27 protein-coding genes are annotated in these 25,946 nt (G+C 70.4%); 12 read left to right on the forward strand and 15 right to left on the reverse strand.

From position 1 onward, the window contains the following. Positions 1-13 precede the first annotated feature (13 nt). Complete coding sequence (locus ABD213_RS03730; RefSeq protein WP_344324484.1) at positions 14-850, forward strand: AbiJ-NTD4 domain-containing protein; 837 nt, start codon at positions 14-16, stop codon at positions 848-850. 65 nt (positions 851-915) lie between these two features. After that, positions 916-1,629: a hypothetical protein gene (locus ABD213_RS03735; protein WP_344324487.1), complete on the forward strand. Its 714-nt coding sequence runs from the start codon at positions 916-918 to the stop codon at positions 1,627-1,629. Between the two features lie 229 nt (positions 1,630-1,858). On the opposite strand, the gene ABD213_RS03740 is transcribed toward ABD213_RS03735, so the two are convergent. Together ABD213_RS03740 and ABD213_RS03745 are read right to left on the reverse strand one after the other, a co-directional pair. Then, positions 1,859-2,224, reverse strand: a complete 366-nt coding sequence (locus tag ABD213_RS03740; RefSeq protein ID WP_344324490.1) for a hypothetical protein — start codon at positions 2,222-2,224, stop codon at positions 1,859-1,861. An 84-nt stretch (positions 2,225-2,308) separates the two neighbouring features. Next, a complete protein-coding gene (locus tag ABD213_RS03745; RefSeq protein WP_344324493.1) occupies positions 2,309-2,671 on the reverse strand; it encodes a hypothetical protein in 363 nt (120 codons plus the stop codon). A gap of 115 nt (positions 2,672-2,786) precedes the next feature. Between ABD213_RS03745 and ABD213_RS03750 the strand changes: the two genes are divergently transcribed. Continuing rightward, a complete protein-coding gene (locus tag ABD213_RS03750; RefSeq protein WP_344324496.1) occupies positions 2,787-3,206 on the forward strand; it encodes a hypothetical protein in 420 nt (139 codons plus the stop codon). A gap of 119 nt (positions 3,207-3,325) precedes the next feature. Here ABD213_RS03750 and ABD213_RS03755 read toward each other — a convergent pair whose 3' ends face one another. Both ABD213_RS03755 and ABD213_RS03760 read right to left on the reverse strand, forming a co-directional pair. Beyond that, positions 3,326-3,457 (reverse strand): hypothetical protein, encoded by a 132-nt coding sequence (locus ABD213_RS03755; protein ID WP_344324499.1) that lies wholly within the window; start codon positions 3,455-3,457, stop codon positions 3,326-3,328. Between the two features lie 171 nt (positions 3,458-3,628). Continuing rightward, on the reverse strand, positions 3,629-4,546 hold the full coding sequence (locus tag ABD213_RS03760; RefSeq protein ID WP_344324502.1) for a CE1 family esterase: 918 nt from the start codon (positions 4,544-4,546) through the stop codon (positions 3,629-3,631). Positions 4,547-4,637: 91 nt separating this feature from the next. Here ABD213_RS03760 and ABD213_RS03765 point away from each other — a divergent pair, with 91 nt between their 5' ends. Continuing rightward, positions 4,638-5,630: a DNA topoisomerase IB gene (locus ABD213_RS03765; protein ID WP_344324505.1), complete on the forward strand. Its 993-nt coding sequence runs from the start codon at positions 4,638-4,640 to the stop codon at positions 5,628-5,630. A gap of 28 nt (positions 5,631-5,658) precedes the next feature. On the opposite strand, the gene ABD213_RS03770 is transcribed toward ABD213_RS03765, so the two are convergent. Next, positions 5,659-6,642, reverse strand: coding sequence for a 1-aminocyclopropane-1-carboxylate deaminase/D-cysteine desulfhydrase (locus tag ABD213_RS03770; RefSeq protein ID WP_344324508.1), 984 nt, complete (start codon positions 6,640-6,642; stop codon positions 5,659-5,661). Further along, complete coding sequence (locus ABD213_RS03775) at positions 6,635-7,153, reverse strand: PGPGW domain-containing protein (RefSeq protein ID WP_344324511.1); 519 nt, start codon at positions 7,151-7,153, stop codon at positions 6,635-6,637. The genes ABD213_RS03770 and ABD213_RS03775 overlap by 8 nt, the downstream gene beginning before the upstream one ends. A 105-nt stretch (positions 7,154-7,258) precedes the next feature. Here ABD213_RS03775 and ABD213_RS03780 point away from each other — a divergent pair, with 105 nt between their 5' ends. Genes ABD213_RS03780 through ABD213_RS03790 form a run of 3 tightly spaced genes read left to right on the forward strand, consistent with a single transcriptional unit; the run spans position 7,259 to position 10,273 of the window. After that, positions 7,259-8,566: a class I SAM-dependent methyltransferase gene (locus ABD213_RS03780; protein ID WP_344324514.1), complete on the forward strand. Its 1,308-nt coding sequence runs from the start codon at positions 7,259-7,261 to the stop codon at positions 8,564-8,566. Then, positions 8,563-9,372: a DUF1295 domain-containing protein gene (locus ABD213_RS03785; protein ID WP_344324517.1), complete on the forward strand. Its 810-nt coding sequence runs from the start codon at positions 8,563-8,565 to the stop codon at positions 9,370-9,372. The genes ABD213_RS03780 and ABD213_RS03785 overlap by 4 nt, the downstream gene beginning before the upstream one ends. A 1-nt stretch (position 9,373) precedes the next feature. Then, positions 9,374-10,273, forward strand: a complete 900-nt coding sequence (locus ABD213_RS03790; protein WP_344324520.1) for an NAD(P)H-binding protein — start codon at positions 9,374-9,376, stop codon at positions 10,271-10,273. 27 nt (positions 10,274-10,300) lie between these two features. Here the strand turns inward: ABD213_RS03790 and ABD213_RS03795 are convergent, their stop codons facing one another. Beyond that, on the reverse strand, positions 10,301-11,002 hold the full coding sequence (locus tag ABD213_RS03795) for an iron-dependent transcriptional repressor DtxR (RefSeq protein ID WP_344324523.1): 702 nt from the start codon (positions 11,000-11,002) through the stop codon (positions 10,301-10,303). 55 nt (positions 11,003-11,057) lie between these two features. Between ABD213_RS03795 and ABD213_RS03800 the strand changes: the two genes are divergently transcribed. Both ABD213_RS03800 and ABD213_RS03805 read left to right on the forward strand, forming a co-directional pair. Beyond that, positions 11,058-12,401 carry a cryptochrome/photolyase family protein gene (locus ABD213_RS03800; RefSeq protein ID WP_344324526.1) on the forward strand — a complete coding sequence of 448 codons (1,344 nt, stop codon included), beginning with the start codon at positions 11,058-11,060 and terminating at the stop codon, positions 12,399-12,401. A gap of 31 nt (positions 12,402-12,432) precedes the next feature. After that, complete coding sequence (locus ABD213_RS03805; RefSeq protein WP_344324529.1) at positions 12,433-13,128, forward strand: hypothetical protein; 696 nt, start codon at positions 12,433-12,435, stop codon at positions 13,126-13,128. Between the two features lie 5 nt (positions 13,129-13,133). Here the strand turns inward: ABD213_RS03805 and ABD213_RS03810 are convergent, their stop codons facing one another. Continuing rightward, positions 13,134-13,559, reverse strand: a complete 426-nt coding sequence (locus tag ABD213_RS03810; RefSeq protein WP_344324533.1) for a YchJ family protein — start codon at positions 13,557-13,559, stop codon at positions 13,134-13,136. Continuing rightward, complete coding sequence (pdxH, locus tag ABD213_RS03815; RefSeq protein ID WP_344324536.1) at positions 13,556-14,200, reverse strand: pyridoxamine 5'-phosphate oxidase; 645 nt, start codon at positions 14,198-14,200, stop codon at positions 13,556-13,558. Before pdxH ends, ABD213_RS03810 begins: the two co-directional genes overlap by 4 nt. Before the next feature lie 74 nt (positions 14,201-14,274). Between pdxH and ABD213_RS03820 the strand changes: the two genes are divergently transcribed. Both ABD213_RS03820 and ABD213_RS03825 read left to right on the forward strand, forming a co-directional pair. Next, positions 14,275-15,396 carry a citrate synthase 2 gene (locus ABD213_RS03820; protein WP_344324539.1) on the forward strand — a complete coding sequence of 374 codons (1,122 nt, stop codon included), beginning with the start codon at positions 14,275-14,277 and terminating at the stop codon, positions 15,394-15,396. A 43-nt stretch (positions 15,397-15,439) separates the two neighbouring features. Further along, the gene (locus ABD213_RS03825) at positions 15,440-16,261 is read left to right on the forward strand and encodes an aldo/keto reductase (protein WP_344324542.1); all 822 of its coding nucleotides are present in this window, start codon (positions 15,440-15,442) and stop codon (positions 16,259-16,261) included. Positions 16,262-16,452: 191 nt separating this feature from the next. On the opposite strand, the gene meaB is transcribed toward ABD213_RS03825, so the two are convergent. From meaB to ABD213_RS03840, 3 genes are read right to left on the reverse strand one after another with little or no spacing between them, the layout of a single operon-like run. After that, entirely contained in the window at positions 16,453-17,457 is a 1,005-nt protein-coding gene (gene meaB / locus ABD213_RS03830) for a methylmalonyl Co-A mutase-associated GTPase MeaB (RefSeq protein WP_344324545.1), read from the reverse strand. A gap of 30 nt (positions 17,458-17,487) precedes the next feature. Next, entirely contained in the window at positions 17,488-19,671 is a 2,184-nt protein-coding gene (gene scpA, locus ABD213_RS03835; protein ID WP_344324547.1) for a methylmalonyl-CoA mutase, read from the reverse strand. Next, complete coding sequence (locus tag ABD213_RS03840; protein WP_344324550.1) at positions 19,668-21,506, reverse strand: methylmalonyl-CoA mutase family protein; 1,839 nt, start codon at positions 21,504-21,506, stop codon at positions 19,668-19,670. The genes scpA and ABD213_RS03840 overlap by 4 nt, the downstream gene beginning before the upstream one ends. A 134-nt stretch (positions 21,507-21,640) precedes the next feature. On the opposite strand from ABD213_RS03840, the gene serC reads away from it, so the two are divergent. Next, on the forward strand, positions 21,641-22,747 hold the full coding sequence (gene serC, locus ABD213_RS03845) for a phosphoserine transaminase (protein WP_344324553.1): 1,107 nt from the start codon (positions 21,641-21,643) through the stop codon (positions 22,745-22,747). An 18-nt stretch (positions 22,748-22,765) separates the two neighbouring features. On the opposite strand, the gene ABD213_RS03850 is transcribed toward serC, so the two are convergent. From ABD213_RS03850 to ABD213_RS03860, 3 genes are all read right to left on the reverse strand, one after another. Beyond that, the gene (locus ABD213_RS03850; RefSeq protein WP_344324556.1) at positions 22,766-23,284 is read right to left on the reverse strand and encodes a gamma carbonic anhydrase family protein; all 519 of its coding nucleotides are present in this window, start codon (positions 23,282-23,284) and stop codon (positions 22,766-22,768) included. A gap of 76 nt (positions 23,285-23,360) precedes the next feature. Beyond that, on the reverse strand, positions 23,361-24,827 hold the full coding sequence (locus ABD213_RS03855; protein ID WP_344324559.1) for an NCS2 family permease: 1,467 nt from the start codon (positions 24,825-24,827) through the stop codon (positions 23,361-23,363). A gap of 73 nt (positions 24,828-24,900) precedes the next feature. Beyond that, on the reverse strand, positions 24,901-25,935 hold the full coding sequence (locus ABD213_RS03860) for an SdiA-regulated/phytase-like domain-containing protein (protein ID WP_344324562.1): 1,035 nt from the start codon (positions 25,933-25,935) through the stop codon (positions 24,901-24,903). Positions 25,936-25,946 lie beyond the last annotated feature (11 nt).

The raw sequence follows: 25,946 nt of genomic DNA on the forward strand, positions 1-25,946 counted from the left end.
GCAAAGGAGTGGCGTGGCGAGATTCTCCGAACGGATGGGGCACCGTCCGGTCCGCGAAGTAATTCAACGACAAGCCGTTGATGATGCAACCCGGAATCGCCTGTGGGATGTGGTCTGGTCATGCCTCCCGCGAGAGACCGTCTCCGTCAACGACAAAGCATACGACAGGCTCTACTACGCCATCTGGATCGGCTTCTTCGAGTTGCCAGCAGACGCAATGCCGAACTACAGCGATAAAATCCACGCTCGGCTGCGAAATCGATTCTTCGCTGGCGACTGGCATGAGATGTACGACATCCTCGAGTACACCATTCAGCACTCAGGTCGGAATAGGCACAGAGCTACCAAGTTCGCTAATGAGGTACTGGAGGATTACCTCTGCGCTTACCGCTTCGTGAGCGGTGAACTAGTCGAGGTCACAGACCAGCAGGCGATAGACGCGATCGAGGACGCGTTGGCGCATCCGTTGTCCGGAGTCCGCACTCACCTACGAAGGTCGATCAACTTGTTGGCTGACAGAGCCAATCCTGACGCCGCCAACTCGGTGAAGGAGGCCGTGTCTGCTGTCGAGGCGCTGTGCATCGCGCTCGTCGGGCAGAAGGCAACGCTGGGCGACGCTTTGAAGAAACTCGAAGCCGCCGATATATTGCTCCACCCCGCCGTGAAGAAGGCGTGGCTGGCTCTCTACGGCTGGACCAGTGACGCGCATGGAATTCGTCACGCGATGCAGGACGAGTCCGAGGTCCCCATTGAGGACGCCGTCTACATGCTGGTGTCGTGCTCTGCTTTCGTCACGCTCCTGACGGAGAAGGCGCGAAAGGCAGGCATTGAACTGACCGCGATCCCGTAGACGCGTGGCGCGACACCTCTCCGGAGCGCAACGAATGTGTCGGATCACGAGCGCACAATGTAGAGATGAAGAATGAGCGCATCCGGGTAGTTGACCTTGCCAAGGAACTACATGTTAGTCCGCGTCTATTGGTCCAGACCGCGCACAAGCTCAACATCAACGTCCTACGCGGCACCGCGCTGTTGCACTCCGGCCAGGTCCACCAATTGCGCCAGTACTACAAGAACATGCGAGCGACGCACGCTCCTCACTCCACGCCTTCGATCGCATCGCCTCCGTCCCCGCGGCGACGACATGATGAACTCCGACCTTCAATGTGCGTGTGCTGCGAGTACATGTTTATGCGTCGGCCAGAGGGGGAGTCTCGTGAACTCTGCAAGGACTGCCGGGCACACTTCAAGCGCGATGGCGAGCCGCAGTGGCAGACGGTCGTGCGCCTGGAGGACCATGTGAAGAAGTCCCGCGAGATGGTGAACTCGTATCGCGAGGCGGCCAACAGTGCTTCGAAAGAGCGAGACCTCGCCTACGAGAAGCGCAACAAGTGGATGGCCGCACTTGTCGAGATCGTTGTGGCGCACGGACCCGACGAGGAGGGGCCTGGGTGCTCCTGCGGGTCGACGGAGTTTCCGTGCCTCACCCGCCGACACCTGGCCCAGGTCAACAGGGGGATTTTCAACCGGTGCGAGGAACTGGAGGGCATGAACGAGGACGAGTTCAACAAAGTTCTCTACGGCATCGACTATTCGCACTTCACGGACTGGGACGACGGCGTCGCGTAGCCGCTCGCACTACGCAACCGAAGGTCGATGCGCCCCTGGCCTGCGTGTTTACTCGCCCACGAGGTCGAGAGACCACGGCGCGACCACACCTGGCCCAGCCACTGCCATTGCCCCCACGCGGTGCTCACCCGACAGGGCCCAGAAATCGGCCTAGAACCGCTGATTACGGGTGCCCTCGGCGCCGGGGCCGAGGGTGCGTTCTTCGTCGGCGTACGGGCAAGGGCCGGATTCAGAAGTCTTCAGGCTGGATGTTGAGTTCAGCGCGAAGCCGCTGCGACTCCTCTGACGGCAACCAAATGACGTCGTATGGACCCGTCTCCGTGGTCGATTGCTGCCAGTCGAAGTGGCCGTCCAGCATCTCGCGCACGTACGTCCAAGGCGGGTAGTCCTCGATCTTGTTGTGGCGGGTGCCGTCGTTGAACACGACAACGAGCCAGACCCACCACTGCTTCTGACGAGAGAACGGGGTCATGAACGTGCTGAGACTTGTCGCGACATATCCGGCGTGCTCACCATCGCGGTACAGCGCAACCATGCCCTCGCGGAACCGCTCGATGTCCGGATCCGGCTCCGGTTCCCTTAGCCACTTGCCCACGTCTAGATCCTTCCACGTCGGTTACGTCAATCGACCGGGCCAGCCGCGAAGGCCAACCCGGTCGTTGAATGTCAGTAACTTCGCTCAGGCGGCGTCCTCGCCCACGACCGAAAGGACGGCCTTCGTCTCGCCGGGGGTGTAGCGGTCGGCGGAGTCGCCTTTTTCGATCTGCTGGGCCACGAGCAGGTTCGTGATCATGCGGCGGACGGTGGCGATGGAGAGATTGAGGTCGGTAGCGATAGCGCCAACGGTTTCGCCCTTGGCGCGGCGCGCAGCCACGGCCTCGGCCTGCGTGCGCTGGTCGCTACCCGGCGCGAGGTACGGCAGGCTGCGGAGCGTGCCGTTCTTGCGCTGACGCAACAGGCGCACGGCTCCGGTGGCTGCGGCGTCCTTGAGGGTCTTGGGTGCGGCGGTGTCGGACTTCTTGGTGGCGGTCTTCGCGGCCATGGTGTGCCTCCCGGCGTTGGGCCGACGCTCTCGTGCCCGTCGTTGGGAGCACCCCGCAGAAGGTCGTGAGAGAAGTTCAGACCTTTTCTCGTGGGCTCGGTGGGATCATCGAACCGTGCCTCGTCGACCTGACTTCTCGCGCACTCCGCACGATGCGAGCCTGGATGATCTCCGCAAGGCCATGGCGGAGATCGTGCTGGAGGACCGTGTCCATGGCTATCTCGCGACTCGGGTTGAATCCGTGGCCGAAGGCGTGAGCGGTCGTCTCTGGTGGACAAAGTGGAGTGAGCCGCGGGAAGTCATTGAGTGGTTGATGATGCGCACCGATGAGACCTCACCGCTACCGGAATATGTCGATGGGCTCGACTTAACTGGCGATGCGGTTGAAGAGCTTCGCGGTGGCACCCTCACCTACATCGATCACTCGGATCCAGATCAGGATCGGCCTGTCACCTACTCTCTGCGCTGGCTCAACGCTGACGACGTCGACGTCCTGTGGGACAAGCTGGGTTTCGGCAGCAGGACCCTGCCCTAACCTTCCCTACGCCCCACGTGTGCGCGAGGCGTCTGGCGCGGTTGTCTCACCTGAGTGGATGAGTTGGGGCGGGCAGCGCTCGACCCCCGACTGACTCATGGTCCGGGGTCATGGCGTGTTCAGGGCAGGAGGTTGCCGTGTTCGCGGTTGAAGCGGCTGATCTCGCTGGTGGAGAACAGGCCGTTGGACTGCTGGGTCAGGAGGCCGTCAAGGACCCACTGGCGGATCTGCGCGGCGGGGGTGTGCCACATCTTCTCCAGGTTCGAATCCTGCCGGGGGCACACGGTGACGCCGGCGTGTCTCCGGCCGTGCCGGACCGCGGCACCCACGCAGGAGGTGCGACCGGCCCAGGGTCGTCCTTCACCTGCTCCCGGTGCGGATGCGGGCCGGCTCGGGTGGGAGCGGACGCGCCGACGCTCGCGTCAGTCCAGCCCGAAGAAGTCGGCCATCTCCTGCGACGCCGAGATGGTCCCCGTGGTGCCACCGAGGAACGGCAGCGGTTCGGCGCCGGGCCAGGTGTGACCGCCACCGTCGACGTAGTAGGCCACCAGGTCGGCGTCGCAGTCCTGCCAGACACGTCGCTCGACATCGGCGCCCACGCCCGCGACGGTCGGCTCCGGCGCGCAGGAGTTGTGCCGCGCCCAGCCGGCCATGCTCGTCTCGACCGGCTCCGTCGGCTCGATCGGTGTCGGACCGCCACCGAAGGGCACCACCTCGTCGGCGGTTCCGTGAAAGTACGCGATCGGTGCGGGTGGAGCGTCGACGCAGCTGCTGTCGTAGAAGGCGGCCGCCACGCCCGCGTAGCCACGCAGCGGGAAGTCGCCCGAGCAGGCCATCGCCAGCACCAGGGCCGAGCCGTTCGACAGGCCAGTCGCGAACTGCCGGTCGGCATCGACGCAGTCCTGCTCACCGACGGCCGTCATCAGCTCCCGCAGGCCGGCCAGGTCGGACCCTTCCTGGGCCGTCGTCGAGCGGTAGTCCCAGCTGTTGCCCTGCCCTGTCGCCTGCGGAGCGACCACGAGGAAGCCACGCTCGTCGGCGACCTCGGCGAGTCCCGTGTAGGCGAGCGTCGTGTCGGCCTGCCCACCGAGGCCGTGGAACAGGTACACGACGGGGAGCGCCGTGCTGCCGTCCCAGCCGCTCGGGCCCCGGACGAGGTAGGGCCGGTCCCCCGCCGCCGTCGAGAGTGTTCGGACCTCGGTGCCGGTGCAGAACGATGCCGCCGCAGGGGCGTCGCCTCCCGACGCCCGCTCGGCCGGCTCGGAACCGTCCTCGTCGCCCGAGGTGCAGGCCGTCAGCACCACCACGACGGACACCAGGACGGAGACGACGCGCAGCATGGCGCCAGTGTGACGGAACCACCCTGGCCGAGACCCGCGGAGCATCGCCTGCCGAGTGGCGACTGCCCCGTCCCGACCCTACGGTCGGGCCATGGTCCGCCTGCGTCGTGTCTCCCCCTCCATGGCCGGCTGGAAGCGGCTCAAGCACGGCCGCGGGTTCCGCTACGTCGGTACCGACGGCGCCGCGCTCGAACCGGTCGACGTGGCCCGGTGCAAGGAGCTCGTCATCCCGCCGGCCTGGACGAACGTCTGGATCTGTCCGGTGCCGAACGGGCACCTCCAGGCGGTCGGGACCGATGCCGCCGGACGCAAGCAGTACCTCTACCACCCGGCGTGGCGCGAACGACGCGACGCCGAGAAGTTCGTGCACATGGAGCAGTTCGCGACCGCTCTGCTGCGTCGCCGCAAGGCCGTCCGCGACCGGATCGGCGACGAGCCCGACCTCGAGACGGTCTGCGCCGCCACCTTCGGCCTCCTCGACCTCGGGATGTTCCGGATCGGCTCGGGCCGCTACACCGAGGAGAACGGCAGCTACGGACTCACGACGCTGCACACCGAGCACGTCGAGCGCACCGAGAACGGCATCGCCTTCTGCTACACGGCGAAGTCGGGCCAGCAGGTGGAGGTGACGGTCCGCGACGAGCTGCTCGTCGGCGTCCTCGATCGCCTGCGTCGGCGCCGTTCGGGTGGGCCGGAGCTGCTCGCCTGGCGCGAGGGCGGCACGTGGCACGACCTCGACGCCTCCCACGTGAACGACTACGTCAAGGCGACGCTCGGCGAGGAGTTCTCGGCCAAGGACTTCCGCACGTGGCGGGGCACCGTCATCGCCGCGGCCGAGCTCTCCGTCGCGGACGGCTCGACCAAGACCTCCCGCAAGCGGTCCGTCTCGGCGGCGATGAGGACCGTCGGCGAGCACCTAGGCAACACCCCGGCGGTCGCCCGGTCCTCCTACGTCGACCCGCGCGTCGTCGACCTGTTCGAGGACGGCATCGCCGTCACCTCCGGACATCGGGCGATCGCCCCGGGCGAGCCGGTCCCGAGGACGTTGGAGAAGCAGGTGCTCGAGCTGCTCGGCAAGGCCTGAACCTTCCGTCCGGCGGCGTCGGGCGGGCTCAGTCGCGCGGGCCGTGGGTCTGCAGCAGCAGCACCGGTCCCTCGAGACCGGCGGACCGGTCGGACACCGCGGCCAGCGCCTTGGCAGTGTAGACCGGCTCCAGCTCGAGTCCCTCGCGCTCGAGCGCGGCCACCCGGGCCGCCTCGCCCTCGGGCGTCGGCGCCCCGTAGGTGGCGCCGAGCCAGTCACTTCTCGCATCGAGGTCGCTGGGGCCGAAGGTCGTGGGGACGTCGGCTCCTCGCGACCGCAGCAGCTCGGCGGTGGAACGGGCCAGCGCGGAGATGCTGACCGCGTCGAGCGGCAGCGCGTCGTTGACCACGACGCCGAGGACCCGCGACCGCAGACCCGCCAGGCGCAGGCCGAGGAGCAGGCCCGCGGTCGTGCCACCAGAACCCACGGCCGTGACGACGGTGGCGGGCTCCGGGAGCTCGCCGGTCCGCACCTGGTCGGCGATCTCGAGCGCCGTCTCCACGTAGCCGAGCGTGCCGACCGGGGACGAGCCCCCGGCAGGCAGGTAGTACGGCAGCCGACCACGACGGCTGTAGCGGGCCAGCAGGTACGGCGCCGCGAGCTTGAGCCGTCGCACGCTCGGGTAGCGATGGACGTGGGCGCCCGAGGCGTCGATGCGGCGGGTCTGGTCGCGGACGTGGTCGTCGACCGGCTGGTGGACGAGTCCGAGGACCGTGCGCAGCCCGTGCTCGCGCCCGTGGAGGGCAGCCGCGAGCCCCCAATGCGTGCCGATGCCCCCGACCGTGAAGAGCGTGTCACGACGGCGTCGGTGGGCCTCGGCGACGATCCACTCCAGCTTGCGGACCTTGTTGCCTCCCCACAACCGGTCGCCGTAGGTGCCCTCGTCCTTCAGCCACGTCTCGACCGGCAGGTCGAGGGCGTCGAGCCGGCGCACGGGGGTGGGCCCCGTGCCGAGCCGGACCGACGGGAGGTCGGCCGTGGGGAACCGTCGGGCGAGGAAGGTCTCAGGCAAGGGTCTGCTCATCGGTCGACGGGGTGTCGTCGAGACCGCGGTCGTCCAGCCCGGGTGCGTGCGGGTCGCCGCGCCAGCGCTTGATGCTGTAGACGATGAGTCCCCAGGCCACCAGTGCCGACGTGATGAGGCCCAGACCGGTGACCCACCCCTGGGCCGGCAGCTCGGGGCCGAAGCCGACCCCGAGGACCTCGAACTCGGGGATGGTCGGGCCGACCCACCAGACGACGCCGAGGGCGAACAACCAGGCACCGCCCAGCACGCTGACGGTGATCCGTGGGATCGTCTGCACGCCGTAGACCGCTGCCTCGATCGCTCGGGCCTTGAGCGGGTCGAGCAGGCGTCGGGCCCAGGCGTAGTGACGCGCCAGGAGGGCCACGCCGGAGACGAGGATCAACGTGCCGGGTCCGGGCAGGGGCATCAGGACGATGCCAACGACCACGAGGGTCCAGCCGAGCACCTCACTGCCCGTGCGCGAGAACCACATCCGGAGTCGGGCCCACAGGCTCATGGGCACAGCATGCCAAAGAAGACCCACCCGCGCGGACCATGGTGACGAACTCGCCGAGAGGGACGCCGCGTGGTGTCGCCTCCCCCGTGTCGAGAGGATGACCCCATGATCAAGGCCGACGCCGTCCTGTCCCTCGCCGAGGAGACCCTCGGCATGACCCTGCCGGTCCGTCTGCGCCTGTGGGACGGCAGCGAGGCCGGTCCGCACGACGCTCCGGTGCTGGTGCTGCGCTCCAAGCGCGCCGTGCGCCACGTCCTGTGGCAGCCCGGCGAGCTCGGCGTGGCCCGCGCGTACGTGCAGGGGGACCTCGACGTCGAGGGTGACCTCGCCGACGGCCTGCGACGCGTCTGGGCGGCGGTGCGCGAGGCTCGAGCGGCCGACGAGACCGCCGGTCGCCCCCGCGTCCGCCCGAGCACCGTCGCCAAGGGCGTCGCTCTCGCCCTCAGGCTCGGCGTCGTCGGCAAGCGGCCCGCGATCCCCGCCGCCGAGTCGCACCTGACCGGGGACCTGCACAGCCGCGAGCGGGACCGGGCGGCCATCAGCCACCACTACGACCTGTCCAACGACTTCTACGAGCTCATCCTCGACGAGACGATGGCCTACTCCAGCGGGTTCCACACGAGTCCCGAGCAGAGCCTGCACGAGGCCCAGCTGGCCAAGCTCGACCTCATCTGCCGCAAGCTCGACCTGCGACCCGGCATGCGCATGGTCGACATCGGCTCGGGCTGGGGCTCGCTCACGCTGCACGCGGCGGAGCACTACGGCGTGCACGTCACCGGCGTGACCCTCTCCAGCGAGCAGCGCGACTTCGTGCTCAAGCGTGCGGCCGAGCGCGGTCTGTCCGAGCGGGTCGACGTCAGCCTGCGGCACTTCCGCGACCTGTCGGAAGCAGGCGTGCAGGACGGCCGTATCGACGCCATCGCGTCGGTCGAGATGGGCGAGCACGTCGGCGATGCGGAGTACGAGGTGTTCACCGCGGCCATCCACCGCTACCTGCGACCGGGCGGGCGCGTGCTCATCCAGCAGATGTCGCGCAGCAATGACAAGCCCGGTGACTCCCCCGGCGGCGGCCCGTTCATCGAGACGTACATCGCTCCGGACATGCACATGAAGCCGCTCGCCAAGACGATCGGTCTGATCAACCGGGCCGGCCTGGAGATCCGCGACGTGCAGGCGATGCGGGAGCACTACCCGCAGACGGTCGCCGCGTGGGCCGCTCGCCTCGAGGCGAGCTGGGGCAGCGCGGTGGCGCTGGTCGGTGAGGAGATGGCCCGCGTGTGGCGCCTGTACCTCGCCGGCGGATCCCTCGCGTTCGAGGAGAACCGCATGGGCGTCGACCAGATCCTCGCCGTCAAGCCCAGCACCTCCGGGGAGAGCGGGATGCCACGTTCGCCCCTAGCCTGGCTCTCATGATCGACAACGACGGTACCCAGACGCTGCTGACGCTCGGCATCGGTCTCGTCGCCGTCGTCGTCTTCATGGGCGTGTGCCTGGCCCTGGCCATCCGCGCCGAGAAGCTCACCGTCGTCGACACGGCCTGGCCGCTCGGGTTCGTCACGATCGCCGTCGTCTCCGTGTTCGTGGCCGACCGCGGCGCCGGGGGCTACGCCTGGCCGTCGGGGCTGCTCCTGCTGCTCACGACGGTCTGGGGCGTGCGGCTCGCCGTCCATCTGCACCTGCGCAACCGCGGCAAGCCCGAGGACCCGCGCTACCAGCAGATGGCCGACGCCGACGGGCGCTCGTTCGCCCAGGTGGCGGTTCGTCGGGTGTTCCTGCCGCAGGGCATCGCCATGTACCTCGTCGCCACGCCGATCATGGTCGGCGTCAACAACGAGGGGCACTACACCTGGCTCGCGTGGGTCGGCGTCCTCGTCTGGCTGGTCGGGTTCGTCTTCGAGTCCGTCGGCGACTGGCAGCTCAAGGAGTTCAAGAAGCGACCGGACACCGACGGCAAGATCATGGACCAGGGTCTGTGGCGCTACACCCGTCACCCGAACTACTTCGGCGACGCCTGCGTGTGGACCGGCATCTGGCTCGTCGCCGCCTCGTCGCTGCCCGGACTGCTGACCGTCGTCAGCCCCGTCGCGATGACCATCTTCCTGACCAAGGTGACGGGGGCGTCGCTCAACGAGAAGGGCATGCGCGAGAGCAAGCCCGGCTACGACGACTACGTGCGGCGCACCAGCGGCTTCATCCCCCTGCCCCCGAAGACGGGCTGACGTGGCTCGCGTCCTCGTCACCGGCGCCACGGGCTTCGTCGGCGGTCACCTGGTGCAGCGCCTGCTCGACTCGACCGATCACGACGTCCGCGTGCTGGTGCGCGACCCGTCCCGGCTCCCCGACGAGGGCTGGACGGAGGAGGTCGACGTGGCCACCGGCGACGTCGGTGACGCCGACGCGCTGCGCAGCGCGCTCGACGACGTCGACGTCGCCTACTACCTCGTGCACGCCATGAGCGACGGCGACGACTTCGCCGAGGTCGACCGACGTCTCGCCAGCACCTTCGCGCGCGCGTGCGAGGAGGCCGACGTCTCGCGCATCGTCTACCTCGGTGGTCTCGTGCCGGACGAGGGTGAGATCACCGAGCACCTCGCCTCCCGGGCCGAGGTCGGCCGGATCTTCCTCGACAGCGCCGTGCCGGCCGTCGAGCTGCGAGCCGGCATGGTGGTGGGTCGCGGTTCGGCGTCGTTCGACCTGCTGGAGACCGCCGTGCGCTGGCTACCGGTCGTCGTCGGACCGTCCTGGCTGAACCGGTCGATGCAACCCATCGCGCTGGCGGACCTGCTGCACTACCTGGCTGCTGCGGCCGACCTGCCGTCGGGCGTCAACCGGTCCCTGGACGTCGGCGGGCCGGACGTCGTGCGGTACCGCGACCTGCTGGCCGCGCACGCCCGCGCCGGGGGCCGCCGGGCGCCCACCACGGTGACGTTCCCGGTCCTGATGCCACACACGCTGAGCTTCCTGGTCGGCCAGGTGGCCCCCGGGCCGAGCTCGCTCACCGCTGCACTGGTGCACAGCCTGTCGGTGGACATGGTGTGCCGCGACGACGACGCGGCCACGCTGCTCGGGGTGCCGCCGGACGGCCTCACATCGCTCGAGGACGCCCTGAGGGCCGGCTGAACGTCGCCTCCCGGGGGGCCGGTGGCCTCAGGAGGTGACGAAGATGTGCTGGGCCGCGTCGGCGTCGATCTCGGCCGTCTCGCCCTGGCGGGCGACGACGACGCCGTCGTGGCCGGCGGAGACGAGCACGTCGTTGCCGGGCAGGGCCCCGACGCGACGCAGGACCGACATGACCTCGGTGTCCTTCTGCAGCTCCTCGGCGATGCGTCGCACGATCCGACGGTGCGGCTCGGTGCTCGCCTTGGCGGCGACGGTCAACGGCTGCAGGCCCAGGAGGAACTCGGCCGGGTCCTCGGCCTCCAGCGAGCCGTCCTCGAGCTCGGCGAGGCCCGGGATCGGGTTCCCGTACGGCGACTCCGTGGGATGCTCGAGCAGGGTCATGAGGCGCTTCTCGACCTGCTCGGACATGACGTGCTCCCAGCGGCACGCCTCCTCGTGCACGAACTCGATCTCCAGTCCGATGATGTCGGTCAGCAGGCGCTCGGCGAGACGGTGCTTGCGCATGACGCGCGTGGCGAGCTGACGACCCTTCTCGGACAGCTCCAGGTGGCGGTCGCCCTCGACCGTGAGCAGACCGTCGCGCTCCATGCGGGCGACCGTCTGGCTGACCGTGGGTCCGCTCTGGTGCAGGCGCTCGGCGATGCGCGCACGGAGGGGGACGATGCCCTCCTCCTCGAGCTCGTAGACGGTGCGCAGGTACATCTCGGTGGTGTCGATGAGGTCGCTCACCCTCTCATTGTTCCATGGCGTGCGGCACGCCGTTCCGCCGCGCAGGATGGAGGCCATGGCCACGTCCGTGCTCTGCTTCCGCAACGACTTCCGCCTGCTCGACAACCCGGCCTTGAGGGCCGCCGTCGACGCCGGACCCGACGGCGTCGTGCCGATGTTCGTGCTCGACGAGCACTACTGGGGTCCCGGTGGCCGCACCCGGCTGGCCTACCTCATGCGCGCGCTAGCTCATCTCGACGAGCGCATCGGCCTGACCATCGTCAAGGGCAAGCCGTGGGAGGTGATCCCCCGGGTCGCCCGGTCCGTCGGTGCCACGTCGGTGCACGTCGCCGCCGACTACACCCCGTACGAGGCCGAGCGCGACCAGCGGATCGAGCGGGCCCTCGCCGAGGACGACGTCGAGCTCGTGCGCACCGGTTCGGCCTACGCCGTCGCTCCGGGACGCATCACCAAGGCCGACGGGAGTCCGTACCGCGTGTTCACGCCGTTCTACCGGGCCTGGCTCGAGCACGGCTGGCGCGACCCGGCGCCCGGTGCCCGGGACGTCCCGTGGATCCGGGCCGACGTCGAGACCACCGCGCTGCCGGAGGTGGACCCGCCCGAGGGCCTCGAGCTGCCGCCCGTCGGCGAGGAGGCAGCTCGCCGTCGCTGGCGCGAGTGGCTCGATCACGTCGACGAGTACGACGACGTCCGCGACCTGCCCGGCGAGGACCTCACATCGAGGATGTCGGTGCACCTCAAGTGGGGACACGTCCACCCGCGCACCCTCCTGGCCGACCTGGCGGAGCGCTCGTCGAAGGGAGCCGAGGCGTACGGACGCGAGCTGGCGTTCCGCGAGTTCTACGCCGACGTCGTGCACCACCGGCCCGACACCATCGAGGGCTACTACGACAAGCGGTTCGAGCGGATGGAGTACGACCACCCGGGTGGCGACCTCCAGCTGTGGAAGGACGGTCGCACCGGGTTCCCGATCGTCGACGCCGGCATGCGTCAGCTGGCAGCGACCGGATGGATGCACAACCGGGTGCGCATGATCGTCGCGAGCTTCCTCGTCAAGGACCTGCACCTGGAGTGGACCGTCGGCGCCAAGCACTTCATGGACCTCCTCGTCGACGGCGATCCCTGCTCGAACCAGCACGGGTGGCAGTGGGTGGCCGGCTGTGGCACCGACGCCGCCCCCTACTTCCGGATCTTCAACCCCGTCACGCAGGGCAAGAAGTTCGACCCGGACGGCCGCTACGTGCGCCGTTGGGTGCCTGAGCTGCGCGGGGTCGAGGGCAAGGCCGTCCACGAGCCGTGGACGCTCTCCCGTCCCCCCGAGGAGTATCCGGCCCCCATGCTCGACCACGCCGCCGAGCGCAAGGAGTCCTTGCGCCGCTACGAGGCACTGCGGTCCTGAGGGACGAACCACGAGCGGCTAGGTTGGCCCGATGGTGACGATCCCGGCGCAGTTCAACGGTCCGGCGACGTCGGGCAACGGCGGCTACGCGGCGGGACTGCTCGCCGAGGTGCACGGTGGCGACGTCGTCACGAGCACCCTGCGGCTGCCGCCCCCGCTCGACGTCCCGCTGACGTGGGAGCGCCACGGTGACGACCTCACCCTCGTGACCGCCGGGGGCGCGACGATCGGGCAGGCGAGTCCGGGCCGCATCGACGGCGACCCCCTGCCGGCGCCGACGCCGGACGAGGTCGCGGAGGGGCTCGCGGGGTACAAGGGGTTCGACGCCCACCCGTTCGACCGCTGCTTCACGTGCGGGACAGCCCGTGCCGAGGGCGACGGCCTGCGGGTCTTCACCGGTCCGGTCGGCGGTGGCCGGACCGTCGGGCCGTGGACGCCGCACGCAGCGTTCGACGCGGGCGACGGCATGATCCCCGTGCCGGTCGCGTGGGCGGCCCTCGACTGCCCCGGTGGGTGGGCAGCGGACTTCACCAGCCAGCTGATGCTCCTCGGCCGGATGACGGCGCACCTGAACCGTCGTCCGCGTGTCGGCGAGGCGCTCGTCGCGTCCGGCGCCGTGACCCGTCGCGACGGTCGCAAGTTCCACACCGCCACTGCCCTGCACACCCCCGGCGGCGAGCTCGTCGGCCAGGCCGTGCAGGTCTGGATCGAGGTCTCCGCGGCCTGACACCCTCAGGCGAGGGCGTCGCCATCGGCGTAGAACCACCGGCCGGCCCGGCGTTCGAACCGGCTCGACTCGTGCACCGCTCCCGTCGCCGACGGCGTGGACCAGTGGGCCCGGAACTCCACGACGCCGTGGTCGTCCTCCGGCCCGCCGGCCTCGACGGTCAGCACCTCCAGGCCCGTCCACGTGAGGGCCGGGGACGTCGAGACGTCGTCGGGTCGGGTACGTGGGTGCCACGTGCGGAAGACGTGGTCGTCGTCGCGCAAGGCGTACGCGGTGTAGCGCGATCGCATGAGCTCCTCGGCGGTGGCGGCGCGCCGCTGCTGGGTGAGCACGGGGCGACAGCAGCTGCCGAGGGCGGTCCCGCTGCCGCAGGGGCAGGGCACGTCGTCGGCGGTCGCGCCGCTGCGGGAGGAGCTCGTGGTGCCCCTCACGGGGCGAGCCGCTCGCGCCGCCAGCGCTCACCGTCGCGGAGGAACCGGATCCGGTCGTGCAGCCGGCTCGGTCGACCCTGCCAGAACTCCACCGACTCCAGCGCCACCCGGTAGCCACCCCACGTCGCCGGTCGGGTCGGGCCGTCGGGCCCGGCCGTGCGCTCGGCCTCGGCGAGGCGCCGCTCGAGCTCCTCGCGACCGTCGAGCACCTGCGACTGCGGCGAGGCGACCGCTCCGAGCCTGCTGCCGAGGGGGCGGGAGCCGAAGTAGGCGTCGGACTCCTCGTCGGACAGTCGCGTGACCGCGCCCTCGATGCGTACCTGACGTTCCAGGGAGTGCCAGAGCGTGACCGCTGCGGCCCGCGGGTTGGTCTCGAGCTCCGTGCCCTTGCGGGAGGTGTAGTTGGTGTAGAACACGGCACCTCGCTCGTCGAGCCCCTTCAGCAGCACGATGCGCACCGACGGACGGCCGTCGGGCGTGCTCGTCGCGACCGCCATCGCGTTGGGCTCGTGGACCCCGGCGGCGACCGCGTCGGCCAGCCAGCGCTCGAGCAGGGCAAGAGGGTCGTCACCGGCGGAGTGCTCGTCCAGGCCCGCCGTGGCGTACTCGGTGCGCATGGTGGCGAGGTCGGCACGTTCCATGCCGCCAGGGTAGGCGAGCGCGCCGGGACCAGCCGGGGGACGCCGCCTGCCGCCCACGGTGCACAATGCTGGACATGGCAGACAACGACGTGCAGGTTCACCACGGACTCGAGGGCGTCGTCGCCTTCCAGAGCGAGATCGCCGAGCCCGACAAGGAAGGATCGGCGCTGCGCTACCGAGGCGTCGACATCGACGACCTCGTCGGCCGGGTGCCGTTCGAGAAGATCTGGGGCCTGCTGGTCGACGGCTCCTACGAGCCGGGCCTGCCCCCTGCCGAGCCGTTCCCCATCCCGGTGCACTCCGGCGACATCCGTGCCGACGTGCAGAGTGCCATCGCGCTCACGGCCCCCGCCTGGGGTCTGCGCCAGCTGTACGACATCGAGACCCCCGAGCAGGTGCGCGAGGACCTCTCCCGCACCGCCGTCATGATCCTGTCCTACGTCGCGCAGGCGGCCCGTGGTGTCGGCCAGCCGATGGTCCCCCAGGCCGTCATCGACGAGCAGGAATCGATCGTGGAGCGGATGCTCACGCGCTGGCGCGGCGAGGTCAACCCCGACCACGCCAAGGCCATCGACGCCTACCTCGTCTCGGCCGCCGAGCACGGCATGAACGCATCCACGTTCACCGCCCGCGTCATCGCGTCGACCGGTGCCGATGTCGCCGCTGCCCTCTCCGGTGCCGTCGGCGCGATGTCCGGCCCGCTGCACGGCGGCGCCCCGTCGCGCGTGCTGCACATGATCGAGCAGGTCGAGAAGACCGGCGACGCCGAGGCCTACGTCAAGAAGCTGCTCGACTCCGGCGAGCGCCTCATGGGCTTCGGTCACCGCGTCTACCGCGCCGAGGACCCCCGCGCCCGCACGCTGCGCCGCACCGCCAAGGAGCTCGCCGCGCCGCGTGCCGAGGTCGCCGAGGCGCTCGAGCAGGCCGCGCTCAAGGAGCTGCGCGAACGCCGGCCCGATCGCGTCCTCGAGACCAACGTCGAGTTCTGGGCCGCGATCGTCCTCGACTTCGCGGAGGTCCCGCCGAACATGTTCACGGCGATGTTCACCTCCGCGCGCACCGCCGGCTGGAGCGCCCACATCCTGGAGCAGTACAAGACCGGTCGGCTCATCCGCCCGTCGTCGATCTACACCGGACCGTCCGAGCGTCGCGCCGACGAGGTCGAGGGCTGGAACCCCGCCTGGGCCGACGCCTGAGCGACGCACTGCGGGTCCCGTGGGCCCGTCCTACGGTGGAGTCATGACTGTTCCTGACATCACCCTCAACGACGGGGTCACCATCCCGCAGCTCGGACTCGGTGTCTTCCAGGTCGATCCCGACGAGACCCAGGAGGTCGTCGAGACGGCGCTGGAGATCGGCTACCGCCACATCGACACCGCCAAGATCTACGGCAACGAGAAGGAGGTCGGCGCCGCCATCGCGGCGTCCGGCATCGCGCGCGACGACCTGTTCGTCACCACCAAGCTGTGGAACGACGACCAGGGCTACGACTCCACGCTGGCAGCCTTCGACACGAGCATGGACAAGCTCGGTCTCGACGTCCTCGACCTCTACCTCATCCACTGGCCCACCCCCGCCAACGACAGGTTCGTCGAGACGTTCAAGGCCTTCGAGAAGCTCAAGGCCGACGGCCGTGTCCGCTCGATCGGCGTCTCCAACTTCCGCGAGGAGGACCTGCAGCGCCTCGTCGACGAGGGCCTCAGCGTCCCGTCGGTCAACCAGGTCGAGCTCCACCCGGCCCTCACGCAGGAGCACCTGCGCTCGGTCCACGCCGAGCGCGGGATCGCGACCGAGGCGTGGAGCCCGCTCGCCCAGGGCAAGGTGCTCGAGGAGCAGGCCGTCGTCGACGCCGCGACGGCGCACGACGCCGAGCCCGGTCAGGTGGTGCTCGCGTGGCACCTCGCGCTCGGCAACATCGTCTTCCCCAAGTCGGTGAACCGCGACCGGCTCGTCTCCAACTTCGCCTCGACCGACGTCACGCTGACCCAGGACGAGATCGACGCCATCAGCGCGATCGATCGCGGCGAGCGCATCGGCCCGGACCCGAGCACCCTCAACTGACCCGACCGACAGCGCGCCGAACGCGGCGAGATCGCGACGAGGCCGGCCATCCCCCCCGAGATGGCCGGCCTGGTCGCGGTGTGCGTTGCCGACCATCCCCCCGAGATGGTCGATCGGTTCGCTGTACACGAGCGTACCCCAGGCACTAGTCCTTTGTAACTAGTTCGCCTGCCCTCTTTCTGGTTACTTCTTCAACTGTCCGCGCTCGGCGGCCGGTCGCGACCGTCGTAGGCAGCGAGCACGAGGTCGGCCGCGGTCGACGCCGGCATCTGTCCCGCGAGCACCTGCTCGCGCACCTGCTCGCGCACGGCGGCCACGTGCTCGTCGGTGCGCAGCCGCTGCTCGAGCTCGTCGCGCACCAGGGCCCACGTGAAGTCGAGCTGCTGCTCCGCTCGCTTGGTGGCGAGACCGGCTGACCCCAGGAACTCGCGGTGGCGGACGAGTCGGTTCCAGACGCGCTCGATGCCCGTGCTCTCGAGGGCGGAGGCGGTGACCACAGGCGGCACCCATCCACTGGTGCCGGCGTAGACGAGGCGCAGGGCGCCGGAGAGCTCCGAGGCCGTGGCCTCGGCCTCGCGCACGCGCTCGCCGTCGGCCTTGTTGACGCACACAACGTCGGCGATCTCCAGGATGCCCTTCTTGATGCCCTGGAGCTGGTCGCCGGTCCGGGCGATCGTCAGGAACAGGAAGGTGTCGACCATCCCGGCGACGGTGATCTCGGACTGCCCGACGCCGACGGTCTCGACCAGCACGACGTCGTAGCCGGCGGCCTCGAGGACGGTCATCGCCTGCGACGTCGCCCGGGCCACGCCGCCGAGCGTGCCGGCGCTCGGCGAGGGTCGGATGAAGGCCTTCGGGCTCACCGCGAGCTCGGCCATCCGCGTCTTGTCACCCAGCACGGACCCGCCGGTGCGGACGCTCGACGGGTCGACCGCGAGCACGCCGACGCGCTTGTCCTGCGCGACGAGATGACTGCCGAGCGCCTCGATGAAGGTCGACTTCCCGACACCGGGGACGCCGGAGATGCCGACCCGTACCGCTCCCCCGGCGTGCGGGGTCAACTCGGCGAGCAGCTCACGAGCGCTCGCGCGGTGGTCGGCCCGGCTCGACTCGACCAACGTGATGGCGCGGGAGATCGCCGCGCGGCGCCCCTCGAGCACGCCGGCGGCCATGGCCGCGACGTCGATGCCCGTCACGGCTGCCCAACCTCGTCAGGCCGGCCCACGTCAGCCTTGCCGGTCGCTGCGCAGCGAGTCCAGGAGCGTGAGGGCGGAGTCGGAGATGACCGTGCCCGGCAGGAACACCTCGGCCGCGCCCATCTCCTTGAGCGTGGGGACATCGTCGGGTGGAATCACGCCGCCCATGACGATGACGATGTCCTCGCCGCCGAGGTCGGCGAGCGCCTTCTTCAGCTCCGGCAGCAGCGTGAGGTGGCCGGCGGCGAGGCTGGAGACGCCGACGATGTGGACGTCGGCGTCGACGGCCTGCTGGGCGACCTCCTCCGGCGTGGAGAACAGCGGGCCGACGTCGACGTCGAAGCCCATGTCGGCGAACGCGGACACGATGACCTTCTGGCCGCGGTCGTGGCCGTCCTGGCCCATCTTGGCCACGAGGATGCGCGGGCGGCGTCCCTCGGCCCTCTCGAACTCCGCCGTGGCCTCGAGGACCTTGTCGACGTTGCCGCCCTGGCCTGCCTCGGTCCGGTACACACCGGAGATGGTACGGATCACGGCGCGGTGGCGCCCGTACACCTTCTCCAGGGCCATGGAGATCTCTCCGACCGTCGCCTTGGCGCGGGCGGCGTCGACCGCCAGCGCCAGCAGGTTGCCCTCCAAGCTGCCGTCGCGGCGGGCCCCCTCCTCGGCGCTGCGCGTCAAGGCGTTCAGCGCGGACTCCACGGCGTCGTCGTCGCGCTCGGCACGCAGCCGCTCGAGCTTGGCGACCTGCTGGGCGTAGACGGAGGCGTTGTCGACCTTGAGCACGTCGAGCGGGTCCTCGTCGGCCAGGCGGTAGGTGTTGACGCCGATGACGGACTGCACGCCGGAGTCGATGCGGGCCTGCGTGCGCGCCGCAGCCTCCTCGATGCGCATCTTGGGGATGCCGGCCTCGATCGCCTTGGCCATGCCACCGGCCTTCTCGACCTCCTGGATGTGTGCCCAGGCGCGGTTCGCGAGCTCGCGGGTGAGCTTCTCGACGTAGTAGGAGCCGCCCCACGGGTCGATGACATCGGTGGTGCCGGACTCCTGCTGCAGCACGAGCTGGGTGTTGCGCGCGATGCGGGCGCTGAAGTCCGTCGGCAGGGCGATGGCCTCGTCGAGGGCGTTGGTGTGCAGGCTCTGCGTGTGGCCCTGCGTCGCGGCCATGGCCTCGATGCAGGTGCGCTGGACGTTGTTGAACACGTCCTGCGCCGTCAGGCTCCAGCCCGAGGTCTGGCTGTGGGTGCGCAGCGACGTCGACTTGGGGTTCTTCGGGTCGAAGTCGCTCACGAGGCGGGCCCACAGGGCGCGGGCCGCGCGCAGCTTGGCGACCTCCATGAAGAAGTTCATGCCGATCGCCCAGAAGAAGCTCAGCCGCGGCGCGAACCGGTCGATGTCGAGCCCGACGTCGAGGCCCGAACGGATGTACTCGACACCGTCGGCGAGCGTGTACGCCAGCTCGAGGTCGTTCGTCGCCCCGGCCTCCTGGATGTGGTAGCCGGAGATCGAGATGGAGTTGAAGCGCGGCATCTTCTCGGCGGTGTACGCGAAGATGTCGGAGATGATCCGCATCGACGGTGCCGGCGGGTAGATGTAGGTGTTGCGGACCATGAACTCCTTGAGGATGTCGTTCTGGATGGTCCCCGCGAGCTGTTCCGGCTTCACCCCCTGCTCCTCGGCCGCGACGATGTACAGGGCCAGGACGGGCAGCACGGCGCCGTTCATCGTCATCGACACGCTCATCTCGTCGAGCGGGATGCCGTCGAAGAGGGTGCGCGCGTCGTAGATGGAGTCGATGGCGACACCTGCCATGCCGACGTCGCCCTTGACGCGCGGATGGTCGGAGTCGTAGCCGCGGTGCGTGGCGAGGTCGAACGCGACCGACAGCCCCTTCTGCCCGGCCCGCAGGTTGCGGCGGTAGAACGCGTTGGACTCCTCGGCCGTCGAGAAGCCGGCGTACTGGCGGATCGTCCACGGCTGCGTGGTGTACATCGCCGGGTAGGGGCCCCGCAGGAACGGTGTCAGGCCCGGGAAGGTGTCGAGCCCGTCGAGACCGTCGAGGTCGTCGGCGGTGTAGAGGTTCTTGACGGCGATGCCCTCCGGGGAGTCCCAGGGCTCGGCCTGCGGGACGGCGGCCGCGGTGTCGTCGGTGGGGTCGCCGGACGGTGCTTCACCGTCGAGCGGGAGGCCGTCGAAGGATGCGGGGACGGTCATGAGGCCAGCTCCTCTCGGGTGCGGCGCAGGAAGGCCAACGCATCGACCCCCATCGCCGCGGCGTCGTCGACGGGGGCGTCGACGGCCTTGTCCTTTCCGGCGACGACGACGTGGCGCGCCCCTGCCTCACGCAGGGCAGGGACGAGGTCGGCGCCCCACTGCGCGTACAGCGCGTCCGGGCCGGCCAGGCAGACCACGGCAGGCGTGCCGGCCTCGCGGTAGGCCGCGAGGACGTCGTCGACACCCTCGCTGGCACCACCGGGCACCGTGTCGATGCCGCCGGCGGCGAACAGGTTCGCCACGAAGGTGGCCCGGGCGGTGTGCTGGGCGATGGTGCCCATCGTGGCGACGAAGACCTTCTCGGGGACCGGCGCGTCGCGCATCGCCTCGAACTCCCGGCCCCAGCGGACGACGGGCACCTCGCGGCCGTAGGGACGACGCTCGGGCACCCGCTCCTCCAGGTTCGGGAACTCCGAGAGCCCGGTGAGCGGCCGCGTGCGTCGCGCCACCGCGAGCGAACGGTCCTGCACGGTCTGCTCGATGCGCTCGCGCAGGGCCTCGATGCCGGCGTCGACGTCTCCGGCGGCGTCGAGGGTCCCGAAGAGGCTCCACGCCTCGCGGGCGAGGTCGTCGGTGAGGCGCTCGACGGCGTGCGAGCCGCCGGCCGGGTCGATCACGCGGGCCACGTGCGACTCGCTGACGAGCAGCGCCGAGGTGTTGCGGGCGATGCGCCGACTGAAGGCGTCGGGCAGCCCGAGCGGCTCGTCGAAGGGCAGGACCGTGACGCTCGTGGCACCGCCGACGCCTGCGGCGAACGACGCGATCGTGGTACGCAGCATGTTCACGTAGGGGTCGTAAGACGCCATCATCGGTCGGGACGTGACGGCGTGCTGGCGGGCAGCGCGGTGCTCCGGGGCGACGCCGGACAGCTCGAGCAGGCGACCCCAGAGTCGGCGCGAGGCACGCAGCTTGGCGATCGAGGGGAACTGCTCATCGGTGACGGCGAGGCGCAGGTCGAGGAGTCGTGCGGCGTCGTCGACCGTGACGCCGGCCTCGGTGAGCGCGCGCAGGTAGGTGGCACCGGCGAGCAGGGTCCAGGCGAGCTCCTGGACGTCGGAGGCTCCGGCGTCGTGCGCGGCGGTGCCGTCGACGACGATCGCCCCGACGCCGCGACGGGCGGCGATCTCGGCGACCTGGACGGCGAGGTCGACGTCGCTCGCTCCGAGTCCGCGCAGGCGGGCGCCGAGCGGGTCGGCACCGAAGGACGTGCCGGGCGCGGCGTCGACGGCGCGGTCCTCGAGCACGGCGTCGAGCGCCTGGGCCGCCGCGAGCGGATCGAGGGGGGCGTCGAGCACGACGGGCGCGAGGTCCAGGAAGACCGGCTCCAGGACCTGCCCGAGCGCCTCCAGCGGGACGGCGCCGTCGCCGACGCTGATCCACAGCGAGTTGACGCCGTTCTCGAGGTCGGTGACGACGTGCTCGGCCGTGCGGTCGACGTCGGGGTCGGTGAACCAGGCGCGCACGTCCCACCCGTCGAGCTCGCGCTCCACCACGGCGCCGCGCGTGAACGGCGCGCGGCCGGGCAGGCCCGGGTCCGGCACGTCGCGGGACGTCTGCGGCGTACCGAGCGGTGGGACGACGATGCCGTCGAGCGTCGTGGTGGCCAGGAGGTCCCACACGTCCGCGTCGGGGGCGTCGTCGCCGAGCCGCTTGGTCTTGCGCAGGACGGCGGCGGTGGCCTTCTCCCACTCCGCGACCTCGTGGTCGAAGCCTTCGGAGAGGGGGACGGCGACCGTCGCCTCCGGGCCAACGCCGGAGCCGGAGTCTGATGCCATAGGGGGCATCGTAGGGGTGCGCTGTGAGCCGGGCCACCTGGTGTGACGAAGGTGACGGGTGGGACCGGCCTCACGCGGAGTGGGGCGGCTGCTCTCGCGGGCGGCACCCGGCGCCCGGCTGTCATGATGGCGGGGTGCAGATCCCCGCCGACCTCCTCCCCCGCGACGGACGGTTCGCCTCCGGACCCTCGAAGGTCGATCCGGCCGCGCTGCAGGCGCTGGCCGACACCGGCCGCTCGCTCATGGGCACGTCCCACCGCGCGACCCCCGTGCGCTCGCTGGTCGGCCGGGTGACCGAGGGGTTGGCGACGTTCTTCGACGTGCCCGACGGGCACGAGGTGGTCTACGGCGTCGGCGGCACCCACGCGTTCTGGGACGCGGCGGTCTTCGGCCTCGTGCGCGAGCGCAGCCAGCACCTCGTCCACGGCGAGTTCACGCGCAAGTTCGCCCGCGGTGTCGCGGCGGCGCCGTTCCTGGCCGACCCGGAGGTCCTGGAGTCCGAGCCCAGCACCGCACCCCGCCACCACGCGACCGCGGGCGTCGACGTCTACGCCGCGGCGCACAACGAGACGTCGACCGGCGTGATGGTTCCGGTGGAGCGGGTCGCCGGGGCCGACGACGGTGCGCTCGTCCTCACCGACGCCACGTCCGGCGCCGGTGGGCTACCGGTCGATCTCGGCGCCACCGACGCGTACTACTTCGCCCCGCAGAAGGCCTTCGCCTCCGACGGCGGCCTGTGGGTCGCGCTCATGTCGCCTGCCGCGATCGAGCGCGCCGAGGCCGTCAAGGCGTCCGGGCGGCACGTCCCGGGGTTCCTCGACCTGACCACGGCCGTCGCGAACTCGCGCAAGGACCAGACGTACAACACCCCGGCGATCGCGACGTTCTTCCTCATGGCCCACCAGCTCGACGTCTACAACCGCGCCGGCGGCCTCGACGCGGCGGTCGCCCGGTCCGCGGACTCGGCGGCCCGCGTCTACGGGTGGGCCGACGCGTCGGAGTACGCGAGTCCGTTCGTGCCCGACCCCGCCGACCGCTCGGGCGTCGTCGCCACGATCGACCTGGAGGGCGTCTCGGCCGACGCCGTCGTCGATGTCCTGCGCGAGAACGGCATCCTCGACCTCGCCGGCTACCGCGGCCTCGGTCGCAACCAGCTGCGGATCGCGATGTACCCGAACATCGATCCCGACGACGTCGAGGCCCTCACCCGCTGCGTCGACTGGGTCGTCGAGCGCCTGTAGGTGGTGCGACCCGCCGCGTCAGTCGCTGACGACGCCGTCGCGGTGCAGGTCGCGGTGCTCGGTGTAGATCACCGCGTTCTGGTGCAGCTTCGCCACCTCGGCGTCGGTGAGCTCGCGGCGCACCTTGGCCGGCACCCCGGCGACGAGCGAGCGGGGCGGGACCTCCATGCCCTCGGTGACCAGCGCGCCGGCCGCGACGAGGGTCTCGTCGCCGATCACGGCCCCGTTCATGACGATCGCCCCCATGCCCACCAGGACGTGGTCGCCGATGGTGGCGCCGTGGACGACGGCCCCGTGACCCACCGAGACGCCCTCGCCGAGGGTGACGGGCTTGCCCTTGTCGACGTGGAAGGCGCAGTTGTCCTGGACGTTGGAGTCGGCGCCGATCGTGATCGGCTCGTTGTCGGCGCGCAGCACCGCGCCGTACCAGATGCTCGCACCGGCACCGATCCGCACCGAGCCGGCGAGGGTCGCGTTCGGCGCCACCCAGGCGGTGTCGTCGACGGTGGGTTTCTTGTCTCCGAGCTCGATGCGCATGTCGCTCACGGTAACGGAGTGACGGCCCGCCGCGACCGGTCCTCGTCGCACCACAGGCACACGAGGCGCGCCGGGGTCAGGTGAGCCAGCCCGTGATCGGGTCGATCGCGAAGTAGACGACGAACAGCGCGGCGACGACCCACATCAGCGGGTGCACCGCGCGGTAGCGACCCATCACCACCTTGAGCAGCACGAAGGCGACGAAGCCCGCGCCGATGCCGGCGGCGATGGAGTACGTGAACGGCATGAGCACGATCGTGAGGAACGCCGGGATGGCGATCTCGACGTCGGTCCAGTCGATGCCGGTGACCTGGCTCATCATCAGGAAGCCGACGAGCACGAGTGCCGGGACGGCCGCCTCGTTGGGGATGTTCGCCACGAGCGGCGTGAGGAACGTGGCGGCCAGGAACAGCACGCCGGTGACCATGCTGGCCAGACCCGTGCGGGCACCGTCGCCGACGCCGGACGCGGACTCGATGTAGGAGGTGTTGCTCGAGACTCCCGCAGCGCCGCCGGCCATCGCGCCGATCGAGTCGACGATGAGGATCCGCTGCGCCCCCTCGGGCGTGCCGTCCTCGTCGTTGAGGTCGGCCTCGGCGCCGATCGCGGTCATCGTGCCCATCGTGTCGAAGAAGTCGGCGAGCAGGAGGCTGAAGACCAGCAACGAGACCGCGACGATGCCGATGCGCTCCACCGAGCCGAACAGGCTGAACTCACCGAGCAGCGAGAAGTCCGGCACGTCCACGAAGGAGTCCGGCAGGCCTGGCACGTTCAGGTTCCAGCCCGTGGAGTCGGCCTGACCGCCGCTCGCGGGCGTGTCCGTGAACGCCTGCACGACGCCGGCCAGCACGGTGGTCGCGATGATCCCGATGAGGATCGCACCGGGGACCCCGCGGGCGTAGAGCGAGAGCATGAGCAGCAGGCCGAAGCAGAAGACCAGCACGGGCCAGCCGGCGAGCGCGCCGTCGATGCCGAGACCGATCGGCGGCGCGGCGTTGCCGGTCGTGCGCACGAAGCCGGCGTCCACGAGACCGATGAGGGTGATGAACAGGCCGATGCCCACCGCGATGGCGGTCTTGAGCTCACGCGGGACGGCGTCGAAGACGGCCTTGCGGAAGCCGGTCAGCACCAGGACGAGGATGATGATCCCCTCCAGCACCACGAGCCCCATGGCGTCGGCCCATGTCATCTGGGTGGCGACCGAGTAGGCGACGAACGCGTTGAGCCCGAGGCCGGCGGCCATCGCGAGGGGGAAGTTCGCCACGGCACCCATCAGGAGGCAGAGGATGCCGGCGACGAGGGCCGTGCAGGCGGCGATGGTCGCGAACCCCGAGCCCGGTTCCGACCCGCCACCGAGGTAGTTGCCGTCGGCGTCGGCGACGCCGGACAGGATGATCGGGTTCAGCACGATGATGTAGGCCATCGTCAAGAAGGTGACGACGCCGCCTCGCACCTCCCTGCCCACCGACGAACCCCTCTCGGAGATGCGGAAGAAGCGGTCGATCGCGGGTGCCGATCCTGCGGTGGGTGCGGTGCTGGCCATGGCGAGAGCATGCCAGAGGCCGAGCCTGCGATGGTGAACGGCCCGTCACGTCTGTCGCCGCCGGCTCGGCGACTCAACGGCGGCGACGCTTGGTGCGACGTCGGGGCGAGCGCTCCATCCACACCGTGACGAGGGCCAGCACCCCGAGAGCCACGAGGGAGAGCACCGGCGTCAGCCAGCGGCGGCCGATCTCCTCGTCGGGGATTCCGGGGGTGGGCTCGGTCGCCGAGGTGTTCTCGAGCGCCCCACGACCCGGCTGCTGCTCCGGCAGGTCGAGGGCGACGCGCAGCAGCGGGGCGGGGCGACCCTCGGTGCCGATGACGATCGAGCCGCCGTCGGCAGCCACGGCGAGGGTCTCGCCCTGCTCCTGCTCGGGCAGGGCGAACGTCGTCACCACGTCCCCGGAGTCGGGGTCGAGGACCTGGGCCTCGCCGTAGTTGCGCACCACGAGATGGCGGCCGTCGGGCGTCCAGGCCGCGTCGGTGGCCAGCGAGAGCGTCGAGATGCCGACCTCGTCGAGGGTCGTGACCTCCTCGACCGGAGGATCGGGAGCCAGCGCGAGCAACGACCCCTCGAGCAGCTGCTTGGTGACCAGGAGCATGCGACCCGACGTGGGGTCGACAGCGAGGGACTCGACGTCGACCGGACCGCCGGGGTGCTGGAGCCGGTGACGTCGCGGCGCGACCGTCGAGTCGCCGCGACCGGGCTCGTCGAGCGAGTACAGCGTGACCTCGTCGCGCACCCCGGCGTTGTCGCCGACGTCGGCCACCCACAGGGTGCCGTCGTGCAGGGCGAGCGCCTCGGTGTCGACCCAGTCGGTGCCGCTGATGGTGGTGACCCCGACGATCGCACCGCTGGAGAGCTCGACGGCGTAGACGGCGTCGGTGTTGCCGGAGTCGTTGACCGTGTAGGCGAGGTCGGGGTCGTCGGTGCTGAGCGCGAGCCCGCTGGACTCGGTGATGCGCGCGTCGTCGACGACGCCGAGGGGCTCGACGTCGGGGACGGCCTCGACGGCCCACGCCCCGCGCGAGAACGACACGACGGCCACGACCACCAGGAGCACCACGAGGAGTCCGGGGATCAGGAGGCGGCGACGACGGGGATTCATCGGAGCCATCC

Source organism: Aeromicrobium halocynthiae (assembly GCF_039531385.1).
Lineage (GTDB): Bacteria > Actinomycetota > Actinomycetes > Propionibacteriales > Nocardioidaceae > Aeromicrobium > Aeromicrobium halocynthiae.

Bases quoted from the DNA above. Each gene is read 5' to 3' on its own strand.
- ABD213_RS03735 (WP_344324487.1), top strand. From the start codon at position 916: ATGAAGAATGAGCGCATCCGGGTAGTTGACCTTGCCAAGGAACTACAT.
- ABD213_RS03745 (WP_344324493.1), bottom strand. From the start codon at position 2,671: ATGGCCGCGAAGACCGCCACCAAGAAGTCCGACACCGCCGCACCCAAG.
- ABD213_RS03755 (WP_344324499.1), bottom strand. From the start codon at position 3,457: ATGTGGCACACCCCCGCCGCGCAGATCCGCCAGTGGGTCCTTGACGGC.
- ABD213_RS03760 (WP_344324502.1), bottom strand. From the start codon at position 4,546: ATGCTGCGCGTCGTCTCCGTCCTGGTGTCCGTCGTGGTGGTGCTGACG.
- ABD213_RS03765 (WP_344324505.1), top strand. From the start codon at position 4,638: ATGGTCCGCCTGCGTCGTGTCTCCCCCTCCATGGCCGGCTGGAAGCGG.
- ABD213_RS03775 (WP_344324511.1), bottom strand. From the start codon at position 7,153: ATGAGCCTGTGGGCCCGACTCCGGATGTGGTTCTCGCGCACGGGCAGT.
- ABD213_RS03780 (WP_344324514.1), top strand. From the start codon at position 7,259: ATGATCAAGGCCGACGCCGTCCTGTCCCTCGCCGAGGAGACCCTCGGC.
- ABD213_RS03785 (WP_344324517.1), top strand. From the start codon at position 8,563: ATGATCGACAACGACGGTACCCAGACGCTGCTGACGCTCGGCATCGGT.
- ABD213_RS03800 (WP_344324526.1), top strand. From the start codon at position 11,058: ATGGCCACGTCCGTGCTCTGCTTCCGCAACGACTTCCGCCTGCTCGAC.
- ABD213_RS03805 (WP_344324529.1), top strand. From the start codon at position 12,433: ATGGTGACGATCCCGGCGCAGTTCAACGGTCCGGCGACGTCGGGCAAC.
- pdxH (WP_344324536.1), bottom strand. From the start codon at position 14,200: ATGGAACGTGCCGACCTCGCCACCATGCGCACCGAGTACGCCACGGCG.
- ABD213_RS03820 (WP_344324539.1), top strand. From the start codon at position 14,275: ATGGCAGACAACGACGTGCAGGTTCACCACGGACTCGAGGGCGTCGTC.
- ABD213_RS03825 (WP_344324542.1), top strand. From the start codon at position 15,440: ATGACTGTTCCTGACATCACCCTCAACGACGGGGTCACCATCCCGCAG.
- scpA (WP_344324547.1), bottom strand. From the start codon at position 19,671: ATGACCGTCCCCGCATCCTTCGACGGCCTCCCGCTCGACGGTGAAGCA.
- ABD213_RS03840 (WP_344324550.1), bottom strand. From the start codon at position 21,506: ATGGCATCAGACTCCGGCTCCGGCGTTGGCCCGGAGGCGACGGTCGCC.
- ABD213_RS03850 (WP_344324556.1), bottom strand. From the start codon at position 23,284: ATGCGCATCGAGCTCGGAGACAAGAAACCCACCGTCGACGACACCGCC.
- ABD213_RS03855 (WP_344324559.1), bottom strand. From the start codon at position 24,827: ATGGCCAGCACCGCACCCACCGCAGGATCGGCACCCGCGATCGACCGC.
- ABD213_RS03860 (WP_344324562.1), bottom strand. From the start codon at position 25,935: ATGAATCCCCGTCGTCGCCGCCTCCTGATCCCCGGACTCCTCGTGGTG.